The organism is Ureibacillus chungkukjangi (assembly GCF_003217295.1).
GTDB classification, from domain to species: domain Bacteria; phylum Bacillota; class Bacilli; order Bacillales_A; family Planococcaceae; genus Ureibacillus; species Ureibacillus chungkukjangi.
The window spans coordinates 1-22741 of the sequence record NZ_QJTJ01000001.1; the positions used below are offsets into that span (position 1 = coordinate 1).

Sequence of the window (22741 nt, forward strand, 5' to 3'; positions counted from 1 at the left end):
ATTTAAAAAAGCTGCCGCCTGCAAAATACAGACAGCAGCTTCAACAAGTTGCCTAGGCTCTTTTTCAAAATGTCCTTTACAAAGGGTACACTTTAATTCCTCTAGGTAGCTTCCTTTTAGAAAATAATATATTTAGCGTATTGCTTCCAATTAAGCTCATTTAAAGTGCTTTTACTTGGTGTTTCGAATGGCATTGGGAAAAATGCATTTGAAGGTTCGTTTTTAATTTGGTCATATAACACAATACTACCATTTGAAATACCACTCAAAATCGCTTCTCCTCTGTCTTCGAAGGCAACATCCACTATCGAACTTCGAATTTTCCCATCTACGTCTATTGCATACACGAAGGTAGCTTCTTTTGTTTCTTTGTCATCCGCTATTTTTTTCTTTAGTACCCAGTTCTTATCTACTCTAAAGGCACTTGGTGTTTCGTTAATAATAACTTTTGCCTTAGTTAGACTAGCATATGGTTTATTAACGACTTCCTCATTCAAATCCACTCTTACCTCAAAGGAAAGTGGTTCAGGTAATTTTACTACCTTTTCCATTTCTCTATACCAAAGGGAGCTAGTAGCTGGAATAGTTTGCTTTTCTACAATAGTTCCTAGTATTTCGACTTGCGGTTCTACTGAGCTACTAGTATCTTCAGCATTTGTTAATCCTTCATGTTCAGCTACCGTGTCGAAAATGGATTGATCCAGCTCAACAGATTGATTTTCTGCAACCTTTTCCCACTCTTGCTCTGAAACGTAGGTGATGAGGTTTTTTTGGTCTGTATAAATTATAAATGTAATAGCTCCACTTTCATCAATAACCTCTCCAATTACCCCATCAATCGGACTTGAGAGAACATTTGAAAAGCTAAGGTCAGAAATTCGGTCTTCTAATATAGCAATATTTCTTTCTACCTCAGCGATTTGCTTTTCAATTGATGCAATCGCTTCTACAGGAGTTCCCTGCATTATCTCTGTTTCTACTGTAATAGATAGTTCATCATCAATTTGTTCTGAATCAATCGTCGTAACTGGATCATTTATATCCTGTGCCTCTAATCGTCTCAGAATGCCCTCTAAGGTCGTCAACTCACTTTCGTAGGCATTCACCTCAGATTGGATCTTAGACTGCTCCTGTGTAGCTTCTTCCGTTTTATAGGCGGCAATCTCTTCGTTGGCACTAATTTTTTGACCGGGACGGACAGAAATCTGTGATAATGCATTTGCATCAGCTGTAATTCGAATCTCTTCATGTGGGATAAGCATTGCCTCTTTTTCTATATAAGCCCTTTGTTGCTCTAATGCTACTCTTTCATAATCGGTAATATAGTATGAGCGTGCAATTTTGCTATCCTCTTTAAAAATAATTACACAATTTACTGTTAAAAATACTAATAATAAAACACTACCTAAACCAATCCAATGTTTCCTATTACTTTTCATAAACCTACCACCTTAGTAACATAATCATAGAGAGGTAAGACACTAATTCCAGCTGTTACAAGAGCAAAGAAAATATGTATGCCAATTATTTTTGTTAATAATAAGCCCTTACTCTCATCCTCCCATTGCGACAGAAAACTATATTGAATAAAAATAGCAACAGCTGTAGCAATAGAAAGCTGATTAAAAAAGTAAATGACAAAGCTTTCATCTGTTAAATATGTACTTATCGGACCTAATGACAAAAATGATATTGCCGTCGTAAATCCGGACATGGCGAAAACAATAAAAAGTATAGCTTTTTCTAGTAGAATACTCGCAATAACAAAGATTTGTATCTTCGAAATCGCTTTAAAGGAATAATCAGTCAATATCGCTAAACAAATTGCGACAAAATAGTAATGAAAAGCAAAAAATAACAACCCTTTGATTGCGGCACCTAACACCGCTAAATATCGACCTACAATATACTCCTCTTCTAAGTTTTCAGCCATAAGATGAGTCAAATTTTCAGAACCCATTCCCCAGACACTTCTAATAACGAAAAAGAAAATCGTTAAGCCCAGAAGTATAAAGAATCGACTATGATAACCTTTTAATCGATGATTTTGTTCTTGATTATCTAATGCAAAGGCTAATTTACTAGGATTTAATAATGATTGCCAAAATCTAAATTGATAGTCCATGTGTAGTCCTTTCTTTTCTTAGAAATATATGTTTTTACTAATATAACAGATAATGTAAATAGATTTAAATGCACAACCCCCAAAATACTCCAATAGGTTTATAAAGCTTTTAAAAGAAACATTTCTAAATACCTTTCTCTATTCCCACTAATGGACTTTAATTTCAAATCAACTTCTGACAAATTTTTTAGTGCTTTTAATAATCGTTCCTCATTAGGGCGTTGTCTATTTTCCAGCATCAGCTTCACTCGATATGGGTGAAGCTTTAGCTGCTTTGAAATCTGATTAGGATGATACCCTTTTTTCTGCAAATAATAAACATTACTCATTGTACGAATATTTGAAGCTAAAAGGCCCACTAACATGATTGGTTCTTCCTTTTGTCTTAGCAAATCATGATAAATCTGAAGTGCTTCAGAGACATTGCGAGATAAATAAGCATTTAACATTTTAAAAGCATCATGCTCTAATGTTTTAGCTACTAATTCTTCAACCAGATGTACGGTAATTTGTCCTTCCTCACCTAGATATAAAGCCATTTTTTCAATTTCTATTTGGAGCTGCAGCATATTGGCTCCAACCATTTCCACTAACTTATCTACTGCATCATCAGTTATACTTTTCTCAAAGCCTTTGACCTCACTTCGAATCCAAGTAGCTAAATCATTTTCTTTTGGTGTTTCAGCATGAAGCAGTATACTTTTTTCTTTCACGGCTTTCGTTATTTTTTTTCGTTCATCTAATTTTTCGTAAGGTGCTATAAATAACGTGACACAAAAATCGGATGGGTGGGCTAGCCAGTTTTCAAGCCGCTTTAAATCATGCTCTATTTTCTCTTTCCCTTTTTCACTTGCTTTTAAAAATGAAGCATTTTTGGCAATGACTAATTTTCTTTCAGAAAAGAATGGAAACGTATCTGCCTCATCAATCACTAAATCAACAGGCTGCTCGTCCATATCAAAGGTCATAACCTCTGCTTCTTCAGCTGTATTTAACGCTTCTTTTATTCGTTTGATTGTTTCGTCGATAAAATAAGATTCTTCTCCATAAATACAATATACAGGAGCAATTTGCCCATTTTTAATCTCTTTCCAAGCTTTTGTAAACATATTGCTTCCTCCTAACTTTTCGTATATATAAGTATACACGTTTTTCGTTTTCTATCATCCATGTATAAAAATTTTCAATAAGACAAAAGTTAGTTAGTAGAAATTGATTTATTGGATATAGCTTTTTATAATATATTCACTTATAATTGATGTTGAGTAGGAGGGATAGGTATGTCATCACATGATGAAAACGTTGTAACACACAATCCTTTTGAAGGAAAAAATGGCGCATCTATGCGTAACCAAGCAATCGATGCTGGTATAGGATTTGGCGTTTCATTCGTATTTTTTGCAATTATGTTTATTATCGCAATCATTGTTGAAGTAGCAGCATAATCGGTGTTACGCGAAAAGAGGAATTTCAAGATAAACTTGAGATTCCTCTTTTTTAATGCTTATTTTGTTTACTCGATTTTACTTTAACCGATTCACCATCCAGCCTTACTTCAATTGTTCCAACCTCTCCAGTTGCTAAAGTTGTTAAACCTAAATTTTGAAAACGTTCAACCACTTCCAAATGAGGATGACCATAACGATTATTTTCTCCAGCACTAAAGACTGTTATTGCTGGCATGAATCTTTTCACAAACGCTTCACTACTCGACGTTTTACTCCCATGATGCCCTGCCTTCAAAAGCTCTACCTGAGCTAATTCAGGATATTTTTGCAGGATTGATTCCTCCCCTGCTTCCTCTACATCGCCCATGAATAAAGCCTCGAAATTTCCTTTTGTAAGGTACAACACAAGTGAATCATTGTTCCCTTCATAAGTTGTGTCAACTGGCCATAGATAAGAAAATGATACCCCTCTTTTCACCCAGCTTACATTTGCAATTTGCTCTACTACGGGAATTTTCTGTTGCTTTGCCTCTACTAGCAAATCTGTCATTACTTCTTTGGAGTAGGAGCTTGGTGAGATGTGTATTTCTTCAACTTGTATTTCCTGCAATATTTCCTCTGCTCCTTCAACATGATCACTATCTGCATGAGTCAAAATCAATTTATTAATTTTAGAAATACCCTTCCCCTTTAAAAAGGGTACAACAGTATCTCTTCCAATTTCATATGGACTTTTAGTCTTTTTCCATTCCTCCTGGTTAAATCTCAAAATTCCACCTGTATCAATCAAATAAACCTCGTCCTTAAAGGGTAATTCGATGACAACGCAATCCCCTTGTCCAACATTGACAAATGTAATAATTAAATCATTCGTCATTTTCCCACTAATATGGATGAGTAATGCAGGAAGAAGAAGGACAGCAAGGACTTTCGATAGTTTCACTTTTACATCAATTAAATAAAATGTTGCAAAAACACTAAAATAGGCAATAGTTATTGTAATAAGAGTTGGCCTTCCAGGATTCCACATTTGATGGGGGATTGCCTGTAACCAGGTGATAATTGTTGTTAGCATACTTCTTAGTGGCTCATAGATAAAAAACATTAAGGCTGCGAGTGGTTCAACAACATAAGAGGTGGCTAATAGAATGATATTTACGGGTAAAATAATGAAAGAGAATAGTGGCACAAAGAATATATTTACTAATAAAGATGAGAGGCTAAGTTCATAAAAATGCAATAGAAGTAATGGATAAACGAGTAACTGAGAAACGAAGGTAATGAGAAAGGATTGAACAATCCATAAGGAATACCGATTAATAAATTGACCCGAGTAAATTAGACTAATTGTTGCCAAATAGGATAATTGGAAGCCGATCTGATAAATAGACCAAGGCTCTAAGTAGACAAAAAATATAAAACTAATGGAGAGGGCATCAGCTGCTGCCAGTTTGCCTTTAAGACGGCTAATCATAATTAGCTCAACAACGGTAACAGCACGCCACACTGATGGTGCTCCACCTGCTAGTAAAGCATAAATCGGTAAAATAACTAAAAGAACGATAGAGGCAAGTTCTCGCCTAACACCAAGCCTTAAAAGTCCTTGATAAAATATGAATGCCACTATGCCCACATGAAGTCCAGATATGGCAAACAGATGAGTAATGCCTAGTTTTTGATAAGCCCTGGTCATTTCATCGTCCATATTTTCCTTCAAGCCAATAATTAAGGCCTGTGCTTCTGCTACAAGTGATGGTGGGAATACTTCTTCAATGTGCTTTTTCACTTTAAATCGTTGCTTTGCTATCCTTTGGGAGATACTGTTACGGGTTTCGATGTATTGCCAATCAGATATTTCCACAACTCCGATAGCACCCTTACTCTTTAAATAGCTCCCCATATCAAAAGCAAATTCATGATTTGGTTGTGCGGGTTCAACCTGATCTCCGTTCACTAAATATTTACGCCCTGCCAACGAATACTGCTGGAAAGAATGCTTTTCCTTTTCAGATTCAAATTGATAAACGACGTAAACCTTCGTTTCTTGGGAGTCCTTCATAAAACCGCGCAAAGAATCACCATTTATTTTATATTCGTCTGTCCATGTTAAATCGGTTGGAAATTGGAGTGGTTTTTCGATTGCATGGAGAGCCTGCGTAAAGTAAGTAAAACTGAATACAGCCGTAATAGTGATACTTAATATATGAATAATACTAAATTTTTTCATGTAGAGTAATAGTGTAATTGGCACCAATAAAAACAATAGCCTCACCGATTCATGAGCCGCAATTGACGCAATGAGAACCGATAAGGCATAGAAAATCCATTTATGCTTGAACGAGATCAAATAGTTCTTTCACCTTCTCTTCAAAAGGCTGTAGCTCCTCTTTAGAAGCACCCAGATTTCTTAGCTTATCTAGCATCCCTACGGCGAGCTCAAGTTTTTCATCCTTTAAAAAATCAATTTTAGATTCGTCAAAAGGAATTTGTACAACATTTACATTCGCTTTTTTAAATAATTCTAATGCATACGCATTATTTTTATAATCATTTGCATAATATAAGTTTTTTATGCCTGCTTGAATAATAGTTTTTGAGCAAGGCAAACAAGGAAAATGTGTTACATATATATCCGCACCATTAGCTGGTGTACCATATTTCGCACATTGCAGTAATGCGTTTGTTTCAGCATGAACTGTTCGAACACAATGATTATCTACAACATAGCAGCCATCCTCAATACAATGCTCGTCGCCTGAAATCGAACCATTGTAGCCACCTGCAATAATTCTTTTCTCTCGGACAATTGTCGCACCAACTGCTAATCTAGTACATGTACTTCTTAGGGCCAATAGATGACTTTGTGCCATAAAAAACTGATCCCATGTTATTCGCTCCATATGATTACCTCCAAACTGTCTTATCAATAGTTTAGATGGAAAAGCCTTATTATGCAAATGTGTCTAATTTGCTATTTCTTATTTCACTACGATAAATTCTTTTAATTTTTCAAAGGTTTTTTCTCCGATACCAGTCACATTTTTCAAATCATCAATTGTTTTGAAGGAGCCATTTTCCTCACGAAACGCTAGAATTGCTTGTGCTTTTGAAGGACCAATTCCAGGGAGTGTTGTTAATGCTGCCTCATCGGCACTATTCAAATCTATCTTTGTACCTTGTGAACTAGATGATGCGGCTGTAGAGCTGACTACTACTTGTCCAATCGAATTCTCTTGGTCTATTTCCTCGCCTATTTTAGGGATATAGATGAGCATCTCATCCTGAAGCTTTTGTGCATGGTTTACCTCTGTGGATTGAGCCTCTTCAGTATAACCACCAGCTCTATCAATCGCATCTATAATTCGATCATCTGCAGTTAAGATATAAACTCCTGGTGATTTTACGGCACCTTTTACATCAACCATAATCTCTTCAATTTTAGGTTGCTCAATTGTGGCATTTGTTGTAGCCTCATTCTCGACTACCTCTTCATTTTGCTCTTGTGGAATTGTTGTAATCGTAAAGGTTTCTTCTTCACTTGAAGTATCTTGTTGCAGGAAAACATAAAGGAGAATTAAACAAACGATGCCGGGGAATAGCACCATTTTTCCATACTTTTTTAAAGCTTGCTGAAATATAAAAAACACCTCTCAAGGAAGGTAAATCATATGGAGTATATTTATAATATACATAATTTACCTTCAAATGAAAAGTGTCTAAATTGTATTATTTAATTGCACGGATAAAAATTCTTTCGCTTTCCTCAGTTGGAGGTTCATCTGTCCAATCCGCTGTTACTTCAACTTGAGTAAAACCAATCTCTTTTAACCATTGTACGTACATGTCTGCAGGAAAGGTTCTTTGAAAGTGCTCTTCATCAAATCTTTCGAAAAGTCCACTTTCCTCCTTCAAAAAGAAGGTCATTTGATGATAAACCGAATGCTCGAACTCACCTGGCTCTGTATACCACAGATAAGTGATGTCTCCATCATCATACGTAAAAGGACTTTCCATAAAAATATGATCCATTTTAAACAGTGAATGCACATCAAAAAATAGTTGACCGCCCTCACGTAAGGCACCGTGAATTCTTTTTAGTGTTTCAATTACCGCATCTACTTGTGGTACATAGTTAATAGAATCAATCGGAATTGTTACAACATCCAAATCAGAGAAGCCTTCCAATTCATCCATCGACATTGTAAATAAAGGAATTGAAGCTCCATGAGCCTGTAATCGTTCATAGGCAACAGCTAGCATATCCTCAGATAAATCAATTCCGCTTACATTATAGTCCTGTTGATGAAAGAGAAGGGAAAGTGTTCCTGTACCACAGCCAATATCCAATAATTTGGGGTACTGCTCTTGTGGAGCATATGTTTTCACCCAATTGACATATTGGTCATACGGAATATCTTGCATTAACTGATCGTACACAAGCGCAAATCTTTCATAGCTAGAATTTATCATTCTGCAGTTGGTACATCAAGCTGAGGAGCATCTCCCCAAAGACGTTCTAAATTATAAAATGCACGCTCATCTTTATGGAAAATGTGTACAACAATATCTCCAATATCAACTAAAATCCAACGAGCCGAGTCAAATCCCTCTACACGTTTTACATCATAGCCGTGCTCTTGTGCTTTGTCTTGAACTTCTTTAGCAATTGCTTGTGCTTGACGATCAGAATTACCGTTACATATTAGAAAATAATCTGCTAGTAATGAGATATTTTCCATATTTAGTACAACGATATCCTCACCTCTTTTATCATCTATTGCTTTATAAACAATCTCTAGTAAAGTTTGTGTCATTCTTCACTTTTCCTCTCTATTTAACGCCTAAGCGTTTTTTGAAATAACATCATTAAAACATTCAATCGATACAGGATAAATTTGCTGCTCTGTTTGAACTAAAAACCCAATTGAATGACTAATACAAGCTTTCATAGCTAAATTCAAATCTTCCTCTGCCACTTTTCGCAGGTTATCTACCCCGGCAAATTTTCGATTTGGTTCAATCATATCCGCTATATATATAATCTTCTCTAATTTTGACATACTCGCCCTACCGGTAGTATGAAAACGAATAGCATTTAAAATATCTTCATTATTAATATTAAATTCAGTTTCTGCAATCCATGCCCCTACTGGACCATGTAAAATTTCTGAGCCCCAATTAACGAGTCGTGCGTCGAGACCATTATCTTTTACAATTTTACGCATCCAATCCTCATCAGCATATTTAGCAATATCATGTAAGATTGCCGCTGTCTCGGCAGACTTACTTTTCTCACCATACTTATTAGCAAGGTGAATTGCTGTTTCCATTACACCAATAGTATGAATATATCTTTTTTCAGGCATACGTGGTTTTATTGCCGCTAAATAATTATCGCGTTCCATATAGACCTTCCCTTCGAATATAACTCTCCACACCATCGGGCAATAAAAACTGGAGTGTGCTGCCTGTTTTTAATCGTCCTCTTATTAAGGTTGAAGACAGATCAATTTCAGGAGCCTCTACAATTTTCACATCATATGTAGTAGCCGATTTCGTTCCAGGTCTTTTTAGACCAACAAACTGAACTAATCTGACTAATTCATCAATCTTATACCATGTATGAAGGGAATCAATCATATCGCCCCCAATGATAAAGTAAAATTGTACATCTGGTTCCCGCTTTAGAAGCTCTACAATCGTATTATACGTGTAAGAAACTCCGCCGAGCGCTAATTCGATTGTTTCAATTTTAAAATGCTCATATGGCTTTATGGCGATTTTCACCATTTCGAGACGATTTTCCATGGATGCATCATCGGCTAATTGTTTGTGTGGCGCAATAGCATTTGGCATAAATCGGACTTCATCAAGAGATAGCGCATCAAACGCCTCATTTGCCATTATTAAATGTCCGATATGGGGAGGATTGAATGTCCCACCTATAATGCCAACTTTTTTCATTGCTAACACACCTTATTTCTTGTCTACTTTTGGTAAGACAATCTTTTTATTGTTTCGTGATTCTTTATATAAAACAACTGTTAGTCCGATTAGCTGAACTAATTCTGCACCTGTTCCTTTTGCAAGAGCATTTGCTACATCATCTTTATCTTCTTCACAATTGTCTAAAATACGTACTTTTATTAATTCACGAGCTTCTAATACATCACGTAATTGACTAATCATTTGATCATTTACGCCACCCTTTCCTACTTGGAAAATTGGTGTTAAATGATGTGCCTCTGCACGTAAAAATCTTTTTTGTTTGCCTGTAAGCATAAAACTTAATGTCCTCCTAAATTAACTGCACTAGTTCCTCAGTTAATCTTTTTATCATGTTATTTGTGTTGGGATACTGTTCAAGCCAATAATTATAAGCAATAGCTCCTTGGTGAACAAACATTCCTAAACCATTTACTATTGTCACGTTTTTCTTCTGTGCCTCTAATAAAAATGGTGTCATTAATGGATTATACACAATATCAGCAGCAATTGCTCCTTCTTGTAACTTTTCTAGGGATAGTGGCAATTTAACTTCACCATTTGCAAGCCCAACTGATGTAGATTGGATGACGATACCAAATTTTCCCAGTGATTGCTCTGCCTCTTTGATAGACATAGCTTTCCCTTCACCTAACTCCACAATAATGTCCTCAGCTTTTTCAACAGTACGATTCGTTATTGTTAGTTTGCGATAGCCAAACAGCTGCAGGGCAAAGGCAATACCTCGCGCAGCACCCCCAGCACCTATTAACAGCACTTCCTGGTCCTTGTTATCTTTTCCTATCACTTCTTCAAGCGCATGGACAAATCCCGCTCCGTCCGTGTTATATCCTTTAAGTCGTCCATCCTGAAGGCGAACGACTGTATTAACAGCACCCATTTTATCAGCTAGCGGATCGAGTTCATCTAAAAACGGAATGATGGTTTGTTTATGTGGAATCGTGACGTTCCATCCACTAGCTCCTAATGTTTTTAATGATGAAATAGCACTCTCCAGATTTTCACTTTTTACATGAAGTGGAATATAAGCAGCATCAATATTCATTTCTTCAAACCAAGCATTATGCATATTAGGAGATTTTGAATGAGCTATCGGATCCCCAATTACTGCAAACCATTTTTTCATTTCTAAAAACCTCTTTTTCCAAGTCTTGACTCTTCATAAAACCTTAAGATTATATTAAAGACGGACGAATGAATACCTCTACCCCTTTAGGAGCATGTGCTGCAACTACTACATTGGGATGCTGGACTGTAACCCAACCAAGACCTGAAATTACTACATCAGTTTTCCCCTCTTTAATGGCAAATTCATGACGTACAAGCTCAGGGAGCAGATGTATATGCTCCTTTGTTGGAGGTGCAAGAAGTTCCCCTTTATGTTCTTCATACAATGTATCGGCCTTTTCAAGCTTTGTACGATGTATCGGCAAATCATTAGCTGCATAGATTGTAAAGGCAGAGCGTTCACCCTTTATAAAATCAAAGCGAGCAAGTGCACCGATAAATAAAGTTTGTCCTTCATTTTGCTGATAGACTTTCGGTTTGATTTCTTTCTTTGGTGTAATGTATTTTAACTCACTTGAATCAATATGATGAGCCATTTGGTGATGATTAATAATACCTGGTGTATCATAAATAGCTGCACCATCATCAAGAGGTATTTCAATCATATCAAGAGTTGTACCAGGGAAATGAGAAGTTGTAATAACATTACCTTCCCCAGTTGCCTGCTTAATAATTCGGTTGATAAAAGTAGATTTTCCTACATTCGTACAACCCACAACGAATACATCCTTGCCTTTTCGATGCATTTCAATCGCATCTACTACCTCACCCATACCCATTCCTTTATGGGCGCTTACTAGAACTACATCAATTGGTTGCAGTCCTAAGCTTTTTGCTTCACGTTTAAGCCAGTTAATCACCTTTTTAGGCTTTACTGATTTTGGTAACAAATCTGCTTTATTGGCCACTAATAATACTGGATTTTTTCCAACGAATCGGTGGAGACCAGGCAACCAGCTTCCGTTAAAGTCAAAAATATCAACAATTTTAACGATTAAGCCTTGCTGCTCTCCAAGACCATTCAAGATTCTTAAAAAGTCATCATCTGTTAAACTAACCGGCTGTATTTCATTATAATTTTTTAAACGAAAACATCTTTGACAGATAATCGCCTCTTTTTCCAATGAAGATGGCGGTGCATAGCCTAATTCCTTTGGATTCTCTGTTTGTATATCCGCTCCACAGCCAATACAGCTATGATTTTCATTCATTACTTTTCCTCCCAAGTTTTAATTCCTTTACGCTTTAACATATTAAATACACGACGTTCAACAAAACGGTTAAAAAGCGTAACAAAACCATCCGACTCCGCTACAGGTCGGACTAAAAATGTATATAATTTCAAACGATTAGCACCCATAATATCCGTTAGTAATTGATCGCCAACCATTGCAACTTCATTGCTTTTCAAACGAATTTCTTTCATTGCTGCATAATAGGCTGCTCCTAATGGCTTTTTTGCACGATAAATAAACGGAATTCCAAGTGGTTCTGCAAATCGCTTTACACGTTCTTGGTTATTGTTTGATGCGATAATTACACGAATGCCCGCATCCTGCATTAGCTTCATCCACGTAGCTATTTCTTCCGTCGCATCTGGCCTGTCCCATTCGATTAAAGTATTATCTAAATCAGTAATAATCCCTTTAATTCCTAAGGCAGCTAATTTTTCAGGCGTAATTTCAAATACTGTAGTTACAAACTCTCTCGGCAACAAAAAATTATACAAAGCCTTGACTCCTTCAAAATATTATATGATTCCTTTTAATCAATGGAGGATGGTTCCTCTGTTTGTAAAGATTCTCATTGGACAATTATAACATAATTGCGATAGGTTCACCCATCTTCACATTATGCCCTTTATTTATATTTTCAGTAAAGCTAATCGAGTCTTTCTCAAACAACATAACTACCGTTGAACCAAAACCAAAAAACCCTATCTCTTCACCTTTTTTCCAGGCTGTCGATACATTCGTTAAAGTAATGGAATTTACAAACATAGCACCCACTTTAATTAGCGTGACATGTTTATTATTTTGAAATTGTACTTCACTAACCATACGATAGTTTTTGCTAATCGGCTTCTTGCCGTACGTCAAACCCAACTGATTTACCGGGTAGGATTTATTTCCAAGTGTATATTGCCGAATCACTGTCCCATCGAGAGGACTGTGAATACGATGATAATTAGCAGGACTTAAATAAAATACAATATACTGTCCATTTTTATATTTATCTATTACCTGTTCATTCCCTAACAGATCCATAAGGGTATATGGCTTTCCTTTTACAGTAAAGATAGCATCCTCACCAATTTGACCAAAGGATTCAACTTTTGCATCAACTGGACTTACAAACAAATCCTTTGATAGATTTACAGGTCTAACTTCTTCTTTTAACTGTCTAGTGAAGAAATCTTGTAAACTTGCAAAACTTTTTAAATCACCTGAAACCTCATTGACATCTATTCCGTATACTTTACTATAGCGCCCAATAAGATTTTTACTTATTGGCGATGTAACAAGTTTTTTAAGCATGAAAGAGCTGTATTTTCCATTCGTAAGTTCAATAAGTGATTGATATATTTTTTCTTTCATAGGAACCCCCAACAAAGTCTAATTTTTAAATGTAAATTTAAGGATTTTTTATTGACTTACAATTTACGCTGTTTCGAAGTATAATATATAAATATATTTAGCGCAAAGGAGTGTTTCCCCATGTTTATAATCCATATGGTGGATTCCACGATTAAAAAAATTAAATCGCACGCTGCTAACCTAATTACACTATGTAATTTGTCCTTCGGTGGTGCTTCGATAATGGCAACAATAAATGAAGCATACAGTTACAGTGTTCTATTTATATTTATTGCCGCTTTTCTTGATCGATATGATGGTAAGGTAGCACGAAAATTTAATCAAGAATCAGAACTCGGTAAACAATTGGACTCCATGGGTGATATTATATCATTCGGTGTAGCTCCTGCTCTATTAATGTACGAATGTATTCTCCGTGAATTTGGAATGATTGGAATAATATTAACGATTCTTTATATGGCTTGTGGAGCCTTCCGTTTGGCTCGCTTCAATATTTCAAATGCTACGGGCTATTTCATCGGGCTGCCAATCACTGCTGCCGGAACCGTTATAACTTTTTCTTACTTTCTAATTCCAGTAGTTGGTCCACAATTTTACCTTTTCCTATTCCCAACTTTATCTATTCTAATGGTATGTACATTAACATTAAAAAAGGTCTAAACCACACGATGCATCATTTTTGATGGCATCGTTTTTTTATGTCCTGCTACATGTCGAATCACCAACAACGTTTGTATTGCGTATAAATAGGTTGATGGTAATTTTTCAGTGCCCAACTCGTTATGTATTGCTTGTGGTAAATGTGATGATCAAAACGCTAATAATTAGAGTTTACACCATTCTGCAGAACCTATAAAAGTCTGGTTTATATCGGTTTTCTAATTTTATCTGCTTTAATTTTCATGTTCTTGAAAAGTTTATCATATAATGTCGAAAAAGGCAGAAAGGATGACGTGATTGAGCGGAATTTTGGCATCACTAATGCAGCTTTGGTTAGACATTCCGTCATTACTTGGGTATTTAAAGGGGCAGGCTTTTCATCGACCTTTCTCTAAAGAGGAAGAAGCAAAAGCGATTGAACGCTTTATGGCTGGCGATGAACAAGCACGTCTCGATTTGATCGAAAGAAATATGAGGCTTGTCGCACATGTCGTCAAGAAATTCCATCCTCAGCACGAGCAGCTAGACGATTATATATCCATTGGTACAATCGGGTTGATGAAAGCGGTTAGTAGCTATACACCAGATAAAAAAACCCGTTTAGCCACTTATGCTGCACGTTGTATTGAGAATGAAATCTTAATGCATTTACGCGCACAAAAGAAGGTACAAAAAGACGTATCTCTATTTGAACCTATTGGAGTAGATAAAGAAGGACAATCATTACAAATCCGAGATTTACTACAATTTGAGGAACAACCTGCCATAGATAAAATCGAGCAAAAGGAAAGTTTTGAACAGCTTTACGCTTACTTAGGTACCCTAGATCCGCGAGAGCTAGAAATAATAGTGTATCGATATGGATTAAACAATAATGACCCATTAACTCAAAAGGAAATTGCAAAGAAGCTAAAAATTTCAAGAAGCTATGTATCACGGATTGAAAAGCGTGCACTCGTAAAGCTCTATCAACAGTTTAAGCATAATCAAGCCGAGAAAGAAAGTCGAAAAGCTGAAATTGAGTCCTCTCATTTAAACAATTAGAAAAAGCTCATTAGGGTTCTAGAACCTTAATGAGCTTTTTTCTTAATGATAAGTGTTTTCTTTTGCTCCAGAATAAATAAGAATTCCTAAAATTGCTGTGATAGCTACAGAGCCTGCCATAAGCATTAACATAGCGTTCCCCCCTAACATTCATACTTCTATATTACTTTGATTTTTTCTCTTCATCAAGTTCGTTTGTGAACAATAGGTGACGATTAGAGTTTTTCGATTGTTTTAAGGACAATTTCTGTCGAATGCTTTGCAGCAACTGGTAAGAATTCTTCAAAGCTAATGTTTGATTCTTTTCCAGCTATATCCGATAATGCACGGATTACAACAAAAGGAGTTTTAAATTGATAGCAAACCTGAGCGACTGCAGCAGCTTCCATCTCAACAGCTTTCATTTGAGGGAAATATTCTCTCACCTTACTAACACGCTCAGGATCATTCATAAAGGAGTCTCCCGAACAAATTAACCCTACACCATATTGGTGCTCGCCAATCTCTGAAACAGCTTCCTCAGCTAATTTCATTAAACGTTCATCTGATTTAAAGGCTGCTGGTAATTGAGGAACTTGCCCCATCTCGTAATTGAAAATCGTTACATCAACATCATGATGACGTACTTCATCAGAAATAACGATGGCACCCACTTCTAGCGAAGGATCATATCCCCCAGCTGAACCGGTATTAATAACTACATCAGGTTTAAATTCGTATAGCAATGCTGTAGTGGTCATAGCAGCATTCACTTTCCCAATTCCACTTTTAAGTAAAACAACCTCTTTATCGTGATAAGTACCTGTTGTATATTCACTATTGGCAATAGTAGTTACTTCCGTATTTGTAAGTGAATTTCTTAATAATTCAACTTCTTCTTCCATAGCTCCAATTACTGCAATTTTCATTTTATAATTCCTCCAATTCTTGACACACATATATTAAAGAATATATGCCTTAACGTCAATAGATTGGCTATCTTGCCCCTACTGATTGATTCAGCTTTTCAACCTTTACCGGTTTCCAACCTTCGTTTTCTAACCATTGGATGTGGATGCGATAATTTTCAGTTTTGTCCCCTGTCGAAACAACTGCTATAGAGCTATCAGCACTTCCACCGTTTTTAACAGACCAAAAAATGATATCATTTTCACCTAATCCAACAGCCTGACGGAATGTTGTTAACTTTTCCTCGTAATCTGGATGCCCTTTTTCGTATGCCGAAACATGCTCGCCTACTTGTTTAGTAGGCGTTACTTTCCACTCAGGATTAACAATCACTTCCTCAACAGTCGGATCATTTGATGCTTGCACAATAATCTTCGAATCAGTAGTTGCGTCTGAATTAACACCTTCTTGTGTTTCTGTTTCATCTGACTCAAGTTCTTCTGCTGAAGCAACATTTTTACCAGAATTAGATTCTGTATTTTTAGTATCCTCTATCTCGTCATTTTTATTGTCATCTTGTTTTTCGACTAGTTCATCTGCCTGTTCCTTTTCTTTATCATCATCACTAAAAATTGTTACCACATTTAAAACTATAAGAATTGAAACAATTGCAATCAGAATGTTTAAGATTTTGTCCACTTTACTTTTTTTGCTTCGTTGTTCACTACGCTTGTGTTCAGTTCGTGTTAAAGATTCTTGTCCTTTAGACATAATTGAATCCTCCTTTACTTCATTACCTTTATTGTATCAAGATTCCAGTTGAATACCATTATTTACTCTAGATTTAATAATCTTGTTAAAATTTTAAAGTAAATGAAAAAGTCGACAAAATCTTTATATGATTTTGCCGACTTTGATATTCAAATATTATCTAAAATTAACTTTAGACCACTTAAGAAACAACCAATTTCCTACTTAAAGGAAATTCCATTTCCGAAACTAGAGGCTATGTATTAAGCCAAAAATAAAGGAATCTAAGTAATTTAAATTAGTTAGCTGTTTTAATTGCTACGATACGTACTTCCATATCTCCACCTGGAGTAGTTAATTTTACGATATCATCCACTTTGCGTCCTAATAGAGCTCTCGCGATTGGAGAATCGTTTGAAATACGACCTTCAAATGGATCGGCTTCAGCAGATCCTACGATTGTATATTCTTCCTCGTCACCTTCTGGTAGTTCAACGAAAGAAACCGTTTTACCTAAAGTAACAACATCACTTGCACCAGATTCTTCTATGATTATTGCATTACGCAGCATCGATTCGATTGTTGTGATACGTCCTTCAACAAATCCTTGCTCTTCTTTAGCAGAATCATATTCAGAATTCTCAGATAAATCACCGAAGCTACGAGCAATTTTAATACGCTCTACTACTTCTTTACGTTTAACTGTTTTTAATTGTTCTAATTCTTCTTCTAGTTTTTGTTTCCCAGCTATAGTCATTGGGTATTGTTTTTCATTTGCCAAAATAGCTCACTCCTTAAATCATCACGAAATTTTACTTGAAACAATACTATACACACCTTAACAAAGGAAATGCAATCGTTTTCCATTTTAAGATGTAATAATAAAACCCGGTTAGTAGTTAAGCATATGAGGTAAAAGGACTAAATAGAATCCCTAAACCTACTTAACTAATAACCGAATTTAACTTGTAATCGCAATATTTTTTTATACTAATTAATTCCAATACTCACTCATCATATTACACAATTGTTGTAGTTTCAAGAATTGTTTTAATTTTTGTTACCATTAAATCAATTGCAACTTCATTTTCTCCACCTTCAGGGATAATAACATCTGCATATCTTTTAGTTGGTTCAATGAATAGATTGTGCATTGGACGAACAGCCGTTAAATATTGATCGATAACAGAATCTATTGTTCTGCCTCGTTCCTTAATATCTCGCTCAATACGACGAATTATACGTAAATCTGAGTCTGTATCAACAAATAATTTAATATCCATTAAATCTCTTAATCGTTTATCTTCTAATACAAGGATTCCCTCTAGGATAATAACATCCTTTGGATCTACATGGATGACCTCATCTGCACGTGTGTGATTTACATAGTCATAAACAGGCTTATCAATAGCTTGTCTTTGTAATAAGCTGTTAACATGCTCTAATAATAAATCGTTATCAAACGCTAGCGGATGATCATAGTTTGTTTTTAGACGTTCTTCAAAAGTTAAATGACTTTGATTTTTATAATAGTAATCTTGTTCAATTACAACCACGGAATGCTCACGAAAGACATCATAGATGGCATGAGTCACGCTCGTTTTTCCAGAACATGAACCGCCTGCAATCCCTATTACTAAAGGGCGCTTTTTCGACATTTAAATATTCTCCTTTCGCATCATGTTGTAGCTGAACAACGGACGCTCACACTTAAATTTTACAATTTGTAATGGATGGTTAGCAATTTCTAGCTCATTACCTTTTTCATCCCAAATTTGACCAACCGTTAATTTGAAGGATTCAATATCAGGACCAAAGAACTCAACTGTATCTCCAGTTTTAAAGTAATTACGCTGCTGTAGAGTAACCATCTGTGTAGCTTGGTCATAGTCAAGAACTAGACCTGCAAAATCCCATTTCATTTTAGAGGCATGGTCACCAAACATTTGCTGCTCGTAGCCTGGCTCACCTTCAAAGAAGCTTGATGCCGTTGGACGGTTTGCACAACGATCTAATTCTTCAAGCCACTCTTTTTGAATTTTAAAATTATCCGGATCTGCACAATAAGCATCAATTACTTTACGGTAAACAGAAATAACAGTTGCCACATAGTGAATTGATTTCATGCGACCTTCAACCTTTAACGAATCAATCCCAAGCTCAATCATATGTGGTATAGACTCAATCAGCTTCAAGTCTTTTGGACTCATTGCAAATGGTGCGTCATCTTCGTTAAATAAAGCCTTTTCCCCACCATCAACCTCTTCATATAAATCATAATCCCAACGGCATGATTGACAGCAGCCGCCACGGTTTGAGTCACGAGCTGTCATATGATTTGATAATACACAACGACCTGAATAAGCAATACACATCGCACCATGAACGAAGGCTTCGATTTCAATATCTACCTCTTCCTTCATTTTGAACATTTCTTCTGCACCTACCTCACGTGCTAAAACAACACGATGCAGTCCTTCCTGCTTCCAATACTTCACAGCTTTCCAATTCGATAATGACTGCTGTGTTGAAAGATGGATTTCTAGTTTCGGTGCCACGCTGCGACAAGTTTCAATAATTAAAGGGTCTGCAACAATAATACCTCTTACACCGACACCTTCAATTGCTTGTAAATACTCCTCTAAGCCAGCCATATTTTCATTATGTGCAAAAATATTAGTTGTTACATAAATAACAGCACCATATTTTTTCGCAAACTCAACACCTTCACGCATTTCTTCGATGGAGAAGTTGCCTGCATTTGAACGTAAGCCAAATTCTTGACCACCAATAAATACAGCATCAGCACCATAATGAACAGCAACTTTTAACTTTTCTAAGCTTCCAGCAGGTGCTAGTAGCTCAGGTTTTTTAGTAATAACACGTTTACCATTTACGGTTTCACGAATTTTTTCGTTTTCTATTAGCTGTAACAAGGCAAGGTTCTCCTTTCTAATAAACTGTTTCTTTGAAGATAAAGCCTGTATCGAGTGGACGTAATTCTGGTTGAATTTCTTCAATTTTCTCTAAAAGCTCGTCCTTAATATCATCATAAGCATCTTCACCGGTATCGAAATATGCGTCAATAGCTTGTCGATAACAATTAGTTACCGTGTTGATGTAACCTTCAGTATGTAGAACACCATCGAATTTTAAGGAATCAATCCCCGCTTCGAAAAGCTCTGTTAATTCATCGATTAGACACATATCATTTGGAGAAAAAATATGTGTTCCGTTTACATCTTCAAAAATCGGGTATTTATTTTTACGTTCCTTGTCATGTAAGAACATATTTTTATTTGCCTTACGATTTTCTATTTCCATTACTTCATCACGGTATAAGAAATAGTTCCCTAATAAGGATCTCTTAGATTGGAACATACATGTCATTCCATGTATTTGAACTTGAATTTCTGGCTGTGCATTTTCTTTAATCTCAATTACTTCATCTAATGAAAGTTCACGAGCAAGGACTGTACGTTTTGCTCCTCGTTCATACCAATAATTTGCTTGGAACCAGTTCGTCGCAATTGTTTCCGGATTCCAATGTAGAGGTATCGTGATTTCTAATTCACGAACTGCTACTACCACGGCTGGGTCGCCGAAAATTAATGCATCAACACCAATTCGTTGCATTTCTTTTAAATAATTATCAAGAGCATCAATACGATCATTGTGGAAAATAGCATTAACTGCAACGTATACTTTTTTTCCAGCCTCATGGATTAGCTTCGTTGCTTTTTCCACGTCACTTACTGAGAACTCACCTGCTAGACGTAAACCAAATTGGTGTTCACCTATAACAAAAGCGTCTGCGCCCATCTCGATCAATGCACTTATATGATCTACAGACTTTGGTGTCACTAATAATTCAGGTTTTTTCATAATTCGTCACCTCTTCAAACAAATTAGTAAGCCGTCGCCGACAGGGAAAAATGTACTATCATAATCTGGATGTGCCATTATCCAATCAGCAAAGGTTTTCAAATTGCGAATCATTGTTCTTTTCCGCCTTGGGACTTCTTTGATATCTAAATCAGATAATCCATGCATGTACATATTATCGATATATAAAATACCGCCCGAGGGTACTAAAGGAGAATACTTTTTAAAAAAGCGCATGTATTGACCCTTAGCTGCGTCAATAAAAACAGCATCAAAGCTAGATTGAATACTTTCTACATCTACTTCTAATGCATCTCCTTCAATCACTGTAATACGATTCGCTGCTTCTGAGCGTGCAATAAATTGCTTTGCAAGATCAACTCGTTCTGAATCCCTTTCAACAGTAACAATTGTACAGTTTGGTAAAGTAATCGCCATGCGTAGCGCAGAATAACCAATGGCTGTCCCTATTTCTAATATACTAGATGGTTTTTGAATACGTAGCAGCTGATTTAATACATCAATACCCGATAATTGCATAATCGGCACATGATGCTCCTTTGCATACGTTTCCATTTCCATCAATAATTCATTACGAGGCTGAATAAAGGATTCTATGTACGTGTTAGAAATTTCCATTCATGTGAACCCCTTTATATTGAAGAATTTATATTTTATTTATGGTAGGAGATTAAAAATAGAGATTTACAATCTACTTCATCCTAAAAAAACACAACTTATAATATCATGAAAATAGAAGGAAAGCGAATAAATCTTTATTATTCACTGGATGAAAAGCTAGCTTTCTAAACTTTTCGTGAAATAATAAATATACTCGTTTCCTTCTAAAGTGTTTTATCTTTTATTGATTTAAAAACTTATTGATATTTTGTAAATGTTCATCATACGATTTGGCAAAATGATTATTTCCTTCAGCATCAGCTAGGAAGTATAAATAATCCGTATCGGTCGGATTAAGTGTCGCTTCAATGGAAATTTTTCCGGCATTTGCTATCGGCCCTGGAGGTAATCCTTGAATCACGTAAGTGTTATATGGATTATCCACCTCTAAATCTTCATAAAGTACACGATCTTTATGAGAGCCTAATGCATACAAAACAGTTGGATCGGTTTGTAATGGCATATTAATATCTAGGCGATTATAAAAGACACTAGCAATTGTTTCACGGTCTGTCTGAGCTGTAGCTTCTTCCTCAAGTAATGAAGCAAAAGTTAGAAGTTGATGTGCTGTCATCTCTTTCTCTTCTAGTATACTTGCGTACTGCATAACGACATCATTGGTTAATGAAATCATCGTTTCCACAATTTCCTGTAATGATGGATTTTCTTCGTAGAATGAATAAGTTGAAGGATATAAGTAACCTTCTAATGCATTACGAATACTTCCATTTAAGATCTCCTCGGTAATGAGGTCAGGATAAGTACCCATCATATTTTGGATAAATTCAGTACTGTTGACTAATGTCAAAAACTCCTCAGCAGAGTATTGCGTATTTTTTTCGATAATCCCTGAAATCTGATCCAACGTTAACCCTTCTGGAACTGTTACTGTAAATACAGGCTCACGGTATACTTTCCCAGTTTTTAAGCTTTCGATAATTTCATCAAGTGTCATAGACTGAGTCATTATATAATCACCGGCTTGGAAATTCGATTCATTCTTAAATTTTGTATAGTATTTAAAAATACGTGCATTTTTAATAATACCGTTTTCTTCTAAAATAGACGAAATTGTCGAGATTCCCGATCCCATCGGAATTTCTAATGGAATTTCAGTAGTAGCCTCCGGATTAACCGGCTCAAGTGCAGAAGTCACATAAAAATAACCACTAACTCCTACAATCCCAACAACCAATAAAATAACCAACGTCACTATCGTTACAATCCGACGAACAACTCGTCCTTCTTTTTTACGTATCGTCATCTTTTCAATCATCTCTTGTTTTTTAGATTCATTATTATTATCCACCAACGTACCCCCTAACATCTCCCTAATATGATACAAGAAAATACAAATGGTGACAACAAAACCCGCCACATCTTCAGATGTGACGGGTTTTACCTACGCCGAAAGCTTGCGACAGGTGCAATAAACTTAGATGTAGCCTATTGCACCAAACACTTTCTATTACTACTTTCCTTGCAGTTTCTCGATTCACCAGGTAGCAATGCATGTGTCATTGCTACGATCCAAGCAGTTTCTCTCTCCACATGGTAGCAAAACTTCCTCTATTGCGACGTTCCAACCA

The 22741-nt window shown here is 36.0% G+C and carries 26 protein-coding genes; 3 read left to right on the top strand and 23 right to left on the bottom strand.

From position 1 onward, the window contains the following. Window positions 1-116: 116 nt before the first annotated feature. The 3 genes from BJ095_RS00005 to holA all read right to left on the bottom strand — a co-directional run bounded on the left by BJ095_RS00005 (window position 117) and on the right by holA (window position 3234). Entirely contained in the window at window positions 117-1439 is a 1323-nt protein-coding gene (locus BJ095_RS00005) for an efflux RND transporter periplasmic adaptor subunit (protein WP_107934535.1), read from the bottom strand. Continuing rightward, the gene (locus BJ095_RS00010; protein WP_107934536.1) at window positions 1436-2125 is read right to left on the bottom strand and encodes a hypothetical protein; all 690 of its coding nucleotides are present in this window, start codon (window positions 2123-2125) and stop codon (window positions 1436-1438) included. Before BJ095_RS00010 ends, BJ095_RS00005 begins: the two co-directional genes overlap by 4 nt. A gap of 98 nt (window positions 2126-2223) precedes the next feature. Further along, the gene (holA, locus tag BJ095_RS00015) at window positions 2224-3234 is read right to left on the bottom strand and encodes a DNA polymerase III subunit delta (protein ID WP_107934537.1); all 1011 of its coding nucleotides are present in this window, start codon (window positions 3232-3234) and stop codon (window positions 2224-2226) included. A gap of 171 nt (window positions 3235-3405) precedes the next feature. On the opposite strand from holA, the gene BJ095_RS00020 reads away from it, so the two are divergent. Then, window positions 3406-3570 carry a YqzM family protein gene (locus BJ095_RS00020; RefSeq protein ID WP_107934538.1) on the top strand — a complete coding sequence of 55 codons (165 nt, stop codon included), beginning with the start codon at window positions 3406-3408 and terminating at the stop codon, window positions 3568-3570. Between the two features lie 52 nt (window positions 3571-3622). Here BJ095_RS00020 and BJ095_RS00025 read toward each other — a convergent pair whose 3' ends face one another. From BJ095_RS00025 to BJ095_RS00080, 12 genes are all read right to left on the bottom strand, one after another. Next, window positions 3623-5800, bottom strand: coding sequence for a DNA internalization-related competence protein ComEC/Rec2 (locus BJ095_RS00025; protein ID WP_107934660.1), 2178 nt, complete (start codon window positions 5798-5800; stop codon window positions 3623-3625). 100 nt (window positions 5801-5900) lie between these two features. Next, on the bottom strand, window positions 5901-6473 hold the full coding sequence (locus BJ095_RS00030; protein ID WP_107934539.1) for a ComE operon protein 2: 573 nt from the start codon (window positions 6471-6473) through the stop codon (window positions 5901-5903). Window positions 6474-6551: 78 nt separating this feature from the next. Further along, window positions 6552-7220, bottom strand: coding sequence for a helix-hairpin-helix domain-containing protein (locus tag BJ095_RS00035; RefSeq protein WP_235867528.1), 669 nt, complete (start codon window positions 7218-7220; stop codon window positions 6552-6554). Window positions 7221-7299: 79 nt separating this feature from the next. Then, window positions 7300-8043: a class I SAM-dependent DNA methyltransferase gene (locus tag BJ095_RS00040; RefSeq protein ID WP_107934541.1), complete on the bottom strand. Its 744-nt coding sequence runs from the start codon at window positions 8041-8043 to the stop codon at window positions 7300-7302. After that, entirely contained in the window at window positions 8040-8387 is a 348-nt protein-coding gene (rsfS, locus tag BJ095_RS00045; RefSeq protein ID WP_107934542.1) for a ribosome silencing factor, read from the bottom strand. The genes BJ095_RS00040 and rsfS overlap by 4 nt, the downstream gene beginning before the upstream one ends. 27 nt (window positions 8388-8414) lie before the next feature. Continuing rightward, window positions 8415-8978 carry a bis(5'-nucleosyl)-tetraphosphatase (symmetrical) YqeK gene (yqeK, locus tag BJ095_RS00050; RefSeq protein WP_107934543.1) on the bottom strand — a complete coding sequence of 188 codons (564 nt, stop codon included), beginning with the start codon at window positions 8976-8978 and terminating at the stop codon, window positions 8415-8417. After that, window positions 8965-9537, bottom strand: coding sequence for a nicotinate-nucleotide adenylyltransferase (locus BJ095_RS00055; RefSeq protein ID WP_107934544.1), 573 nt, complete (start codon window positions 9535-9537; stop codon window positions 8965-8967). The genes yqeK and BJ095_RS00055 overlap by 14 nt, the downstream gene beginning before the upstream one ends. A 12-nt stretch (window positions 9538-9549) precedes the next feature. Continuing rightward, a complete protein-coding gene (gene yhbY / locus BJ095_RS00060) occupies window positions 9550-9855 on the bottom strand; it encodes a ribosome assembly RNA-binding protein YhbY (protein ID WP_107934545.1) in 306 nt (101 codons plus the stop codon). Between the two features lie 16 nt (window positions 9856-9871). Continuing rightward, on the bottom strand, window positions 9872-10705 hold the full coding sequence (gene aroE, locus BJ095_RS00065; protein ID WP_107934546.1) for a shikimate dehydrogenase: 834 nt from the start codon (window positions 10703-10705) through the stop codon (window positions 9872-9874). A 49-nt stretch (window positions 10706-10754) separates the two neighbouring features. Continuing rightward, on the bottom strand, window positions 10755-11858 hold the full coding sequence (gene yqeH / locus BJ095_RS00070; protein ID WP_107934547.1) for a ribosome biogenesis GTPase YqeH: 1104 nt from the start codon (window positions 11856-11858) through the stop codon (window positions 10755-10757). Then, the gene (locus BJ095_RS00075) at window positions 11858-12376 is read right to left on the bottom strand and encodes a YqeG family HAD IIIA-type phosphatase (protein WP_107934548.1); all 519 of its coding nucleotides are present in this window, start codon (window positions 12374-12376) and stop codon (window positions 11858-11860) included. The genes yqeH and BJ095_RS00075 overlap by 1 nt, the downstream gene beginning before the upstream one ends. Window positions 12377-12461: 85 nt before the next feature. Next, window positions 12462-13244, bottom strand: coding sequence for a phosphatidylserine decarboxylase (locus BJ095_RS00080; RefSeq protein ID WP_107934549.1), 783 nt, complete (start codon window positions 13242-13244; stop codon window positions 12462-12464). A 120-nt stretch (window positions 13245-13364) separates the two neighbouring features. Here BJ095_RS00080 and pssA point away from each other — a divergent pair, with 120 nt between their 5' ends. Next, window positions 13365-13904, top strand: coding sequence for a CDP-diacylglycerol--serine O-phosphatidyltransferase (gene pssA, locus BJ095_RS00085; protein WP_107934550.1), 540 nt, complete (start codon window positions 13365-13367; stop codon window positions 13902-13904). 297 nt (window positions 13905-14201) lie between these two features. Beyond that, a complete protein-coding gene (sigK, locus tag BJ095_RS00090; RefSeq protein WP_107934551.1) occupies window positions 14202-14948 on the top strand; it encodes an RNA polymerase sporulation sigma factor SigK in 747 nt (248 codons plus the stop codon). 215 nt (window positions 14949-15163) lie between these two features. Here sigK and mtnN read toward each other — a convergent pair whose 3' ends face one another. The 8 genes from mtnN to mltG all read right to left on the bottom strand — a co-directional run bounded on the left by mtnN (window position 15164) and on the right by mltG (window position 22428). Continuing rightward, window positions 15164-15856, bottom strand: a complete 693-nt coding sequence (gene mtnN / locus BJ095_RS00095; RefSeq protein WP_107934552.1) for a 5'-methylthioadenosine/S-adenosylhomocysteine nucleosidase — start codon at window positions 15854-15856, stop codon at window positions 15164-15166. Between the two features lie 67 nt (window positions 15857-15923). After that, window positions 15924-16607 carry a YrrS family protein gene (locus tag BJ095_RS00100; RefSeq protein ID WP_107934553.1) on the bottom strand — a complete coding sequence of 228 codons (684 nt, stop codon included), beginning with the start codon at window positions 16605-16607 and terminating at the stop codon, window positions 15924-15926. A gap of 277 nt (window positions 16608-16884) precedes the next feature. Further along, on the bottom strand, window positions 16885-17367 hold the full coding sequence (gene greA, locus BJ095_RS00105; RefSeq protein WP_107934554.1) for a transcription elongation factor GreA: 483 nt from the start codon (window positions 17365-17367) through the stop codon (window positions 16885-16887). 238 nt (window positions 17368-17605) lie between these two features. Next, complete coding sequence (gene udk / locus BJ095_RS00110; protein ID WP_107934555.1) at window positions 17606-18244, bottom strand: uridine kinase; 639 nt, start codon at window positions 18242-18244, stop codon at window positions 17606-17608. Beyond that, entirely contained in the window at window positions 18245-19510 is a 1266-nt protein-coding gene (locus BJ095_RS00115; protein ID WP_181417924.1) for a peptidase U32 family protein, read from the bottom strand. A gap of 28 nt (window positions 19511-19538) precedes the next feature. Further along, window positions 19539-20471 carry a peptidase U32 family protein gene (locus tag BJ095_RS00120; RefSeq protein WP_107934557.1) on the bottom strand — a complete coding sequence of 311 codons (933 nt, stop codon included), beginning with the start codon at window positions 20469-20471 and terminating at the stop codon, window positions 19539-19541. Window positions 20472-20477: 6 nt separating this feature from the next. After that, entirely contained in the window at window positions 20478-21110 is a 633-nt protein-coding gene (locus tag BJ095_RS00125; protein WP_107934558.1) for an O-methyltransferase, read from the bottom strand. A gap of 223 nt (window positions 21111-21333) precedes the next feature. After that, window positions 21334-22428 (bottom strand): endolytic transglycosylase MltG, encoded by a 1095-nt coding sequence (gene mltG / locus BJ095_RS00130; protein WP_438695941.1) that lies wholly within the window; start codon window positions 22426-22428, stop codon window positions 21334-21336. Window positions 22429-22741: the final 313 nt, after the last annotated feature.

What these genes read in the sequence shown, in the direction of transcription:
- udk (WP_107934555.1), bottom strand. Translation starts at nt 18,244, where the DNA reads ATGTCGAAAAAGCGCCCTTTAGTAATAGGGATTGCAGGCGGTTCATGT.
- BJ095_RS00080 (WP_107934549.1), bottom strand. Translation starts at nt 13,244, where the DNA reads ATGAAAGAAAAAATATATCAATCACTTATTGAACTTACGAATGGAAAA.
- BJ095_RS00020 (WP_107934538.1), top strand. Translation starts at nt 3,406, where the DNA reads ATGTCATCACATGATGAAAACGTTGTAACACACAATCCTTTTGAAGGA.
- rsfS (WP_107934542.1), bottom strand. Translation starts at nt 8,387, where the DNA reads ATGACACAAACTTTACTAGAGATTGTTTATAAAGCAATAGATGATAAA.
- BJ095_RS00055 (WP_107934544.1), bottom strand. Translation starts at nt 9,537, where the DNA reads ATGAAAAAAGTTGGCATTATAGGTGGGACATTCAATCCTCCCCATATC.
- aroE (WP_107934546.1), bottom strand. Translation starts at nt 10,705, where the DNA reads ATGAAAAAATGGTTTGCAGTAATTGGGGATCCGATAGCTCATTCAAAA.
- BJ095_RS00040 (WP_107934541.1), bottom strand. Translation starts at nt 8,043, where the DNA reads ATGATAAATTCTAGCTATGAAAGATTTGCGCTTGTGTACGATCAGTTA.
- BJ095_RS00025 (WP_107934660.1), bottom strand. Translation starts at nt 5,800, where the DNA reads ATGAAAAAATTTAGTATTATTCATATATTAAGTATCACTATTACGGCT.
- BJ095_RS00030 (WP_107934539.1), bottom strand. Translation starts at nt 6,473, where the DNA reads ATGGAGCGAATAACATGGGATCAGTTTTTTATGGCACAAAGTCATCTA.
- holA (WP_107934537.1), bottom strand. Translation starts at nt 3,234, where the DNA reads ATGTTTACAAAAGCTTGGAAAGAGATTAAAAATGGGCAAATTGCTCCT.
- pssA (WP_107934550.1), top strand. Translation starts at nt 13,365, where the DNA reads ATGTTTATAATCCATATGGTGGATTCCACGATTAAAAAAATTAAATCG.
- yhbY (WP_107934545.1), bottom strand. Translation starts at nt 9,855, where the DNA reads ATGCTTACAGGCAAACAAAAAAGATTTTTACGTGCAGAGGCACATCAT.
- yqeK (WP_107934543.1), bottom strand. Translation starts at nt 8,978, where the DNA reads ATGGAACGCGATAATTATTTAGCGGCAATAAAACCACGTATGCCTGAA.
- yqeH (WP_107934547.1), bottom strand. Translation starts at nt 11,858, where the DNA reads ATGAATGAAAATCATAGCTGTATTGGCTGTGGAGCGGATATACAAACA.
- mtnN (WP_107934552.1), bottom strand. Translation starts at nt 15,856, where the DNA reads ATGAAAATTGCAGTAATTGGAGCTATGGAAGAAGAAGTTGAATTATTA.
- mltG (WP_438695941.1), bottom strand. Translation starts at nt 22,428, where the DNA reads ATGATTGAAAAGATGACGATACGTAAAAAAGAAGGACGAGTTGTTCGT.
- BJ095_RS00125 (WP_107934558.1), bottom strand. Translation starts at nt 21,110, where the DNA reads ATGGAAATTTCTAACACGTACATAGAATCCTTTATTCAGCCTCGTAAT.
- BJ095_RS00005 (WP_107934535.1), bottom strand. Translation starts at nt 1,439, where the DNA reads ATGAAAAGTAATAGGAAACATTGGATTGGTTTAGGTAGTGTTTTATTA.
- BJ095_RS00010 (WP_107934536.1), bottom strand. Translation starts at nt 2,125, where the DNA reads ATGGACTATCAATTTAGATTTTGGCAATCATTATTAAATCCTAGTAAA.
- BJ095_RS00120 (WP_107934557.1), bottom strand. Translation starts at nt 20,471, where the DNA reads ATGAAAAAACCTGAATTATTAGTGACACCAAAGTCTGTAGATCATATA.
- BJ095_RS00100 (WP_107934553.1), bottom strand. Translation starts at nt 16,607, where the DNA reads ATGTCTAAAGGACAAGAATCTTTAACACGAACTGAACACAAGCGTAGT.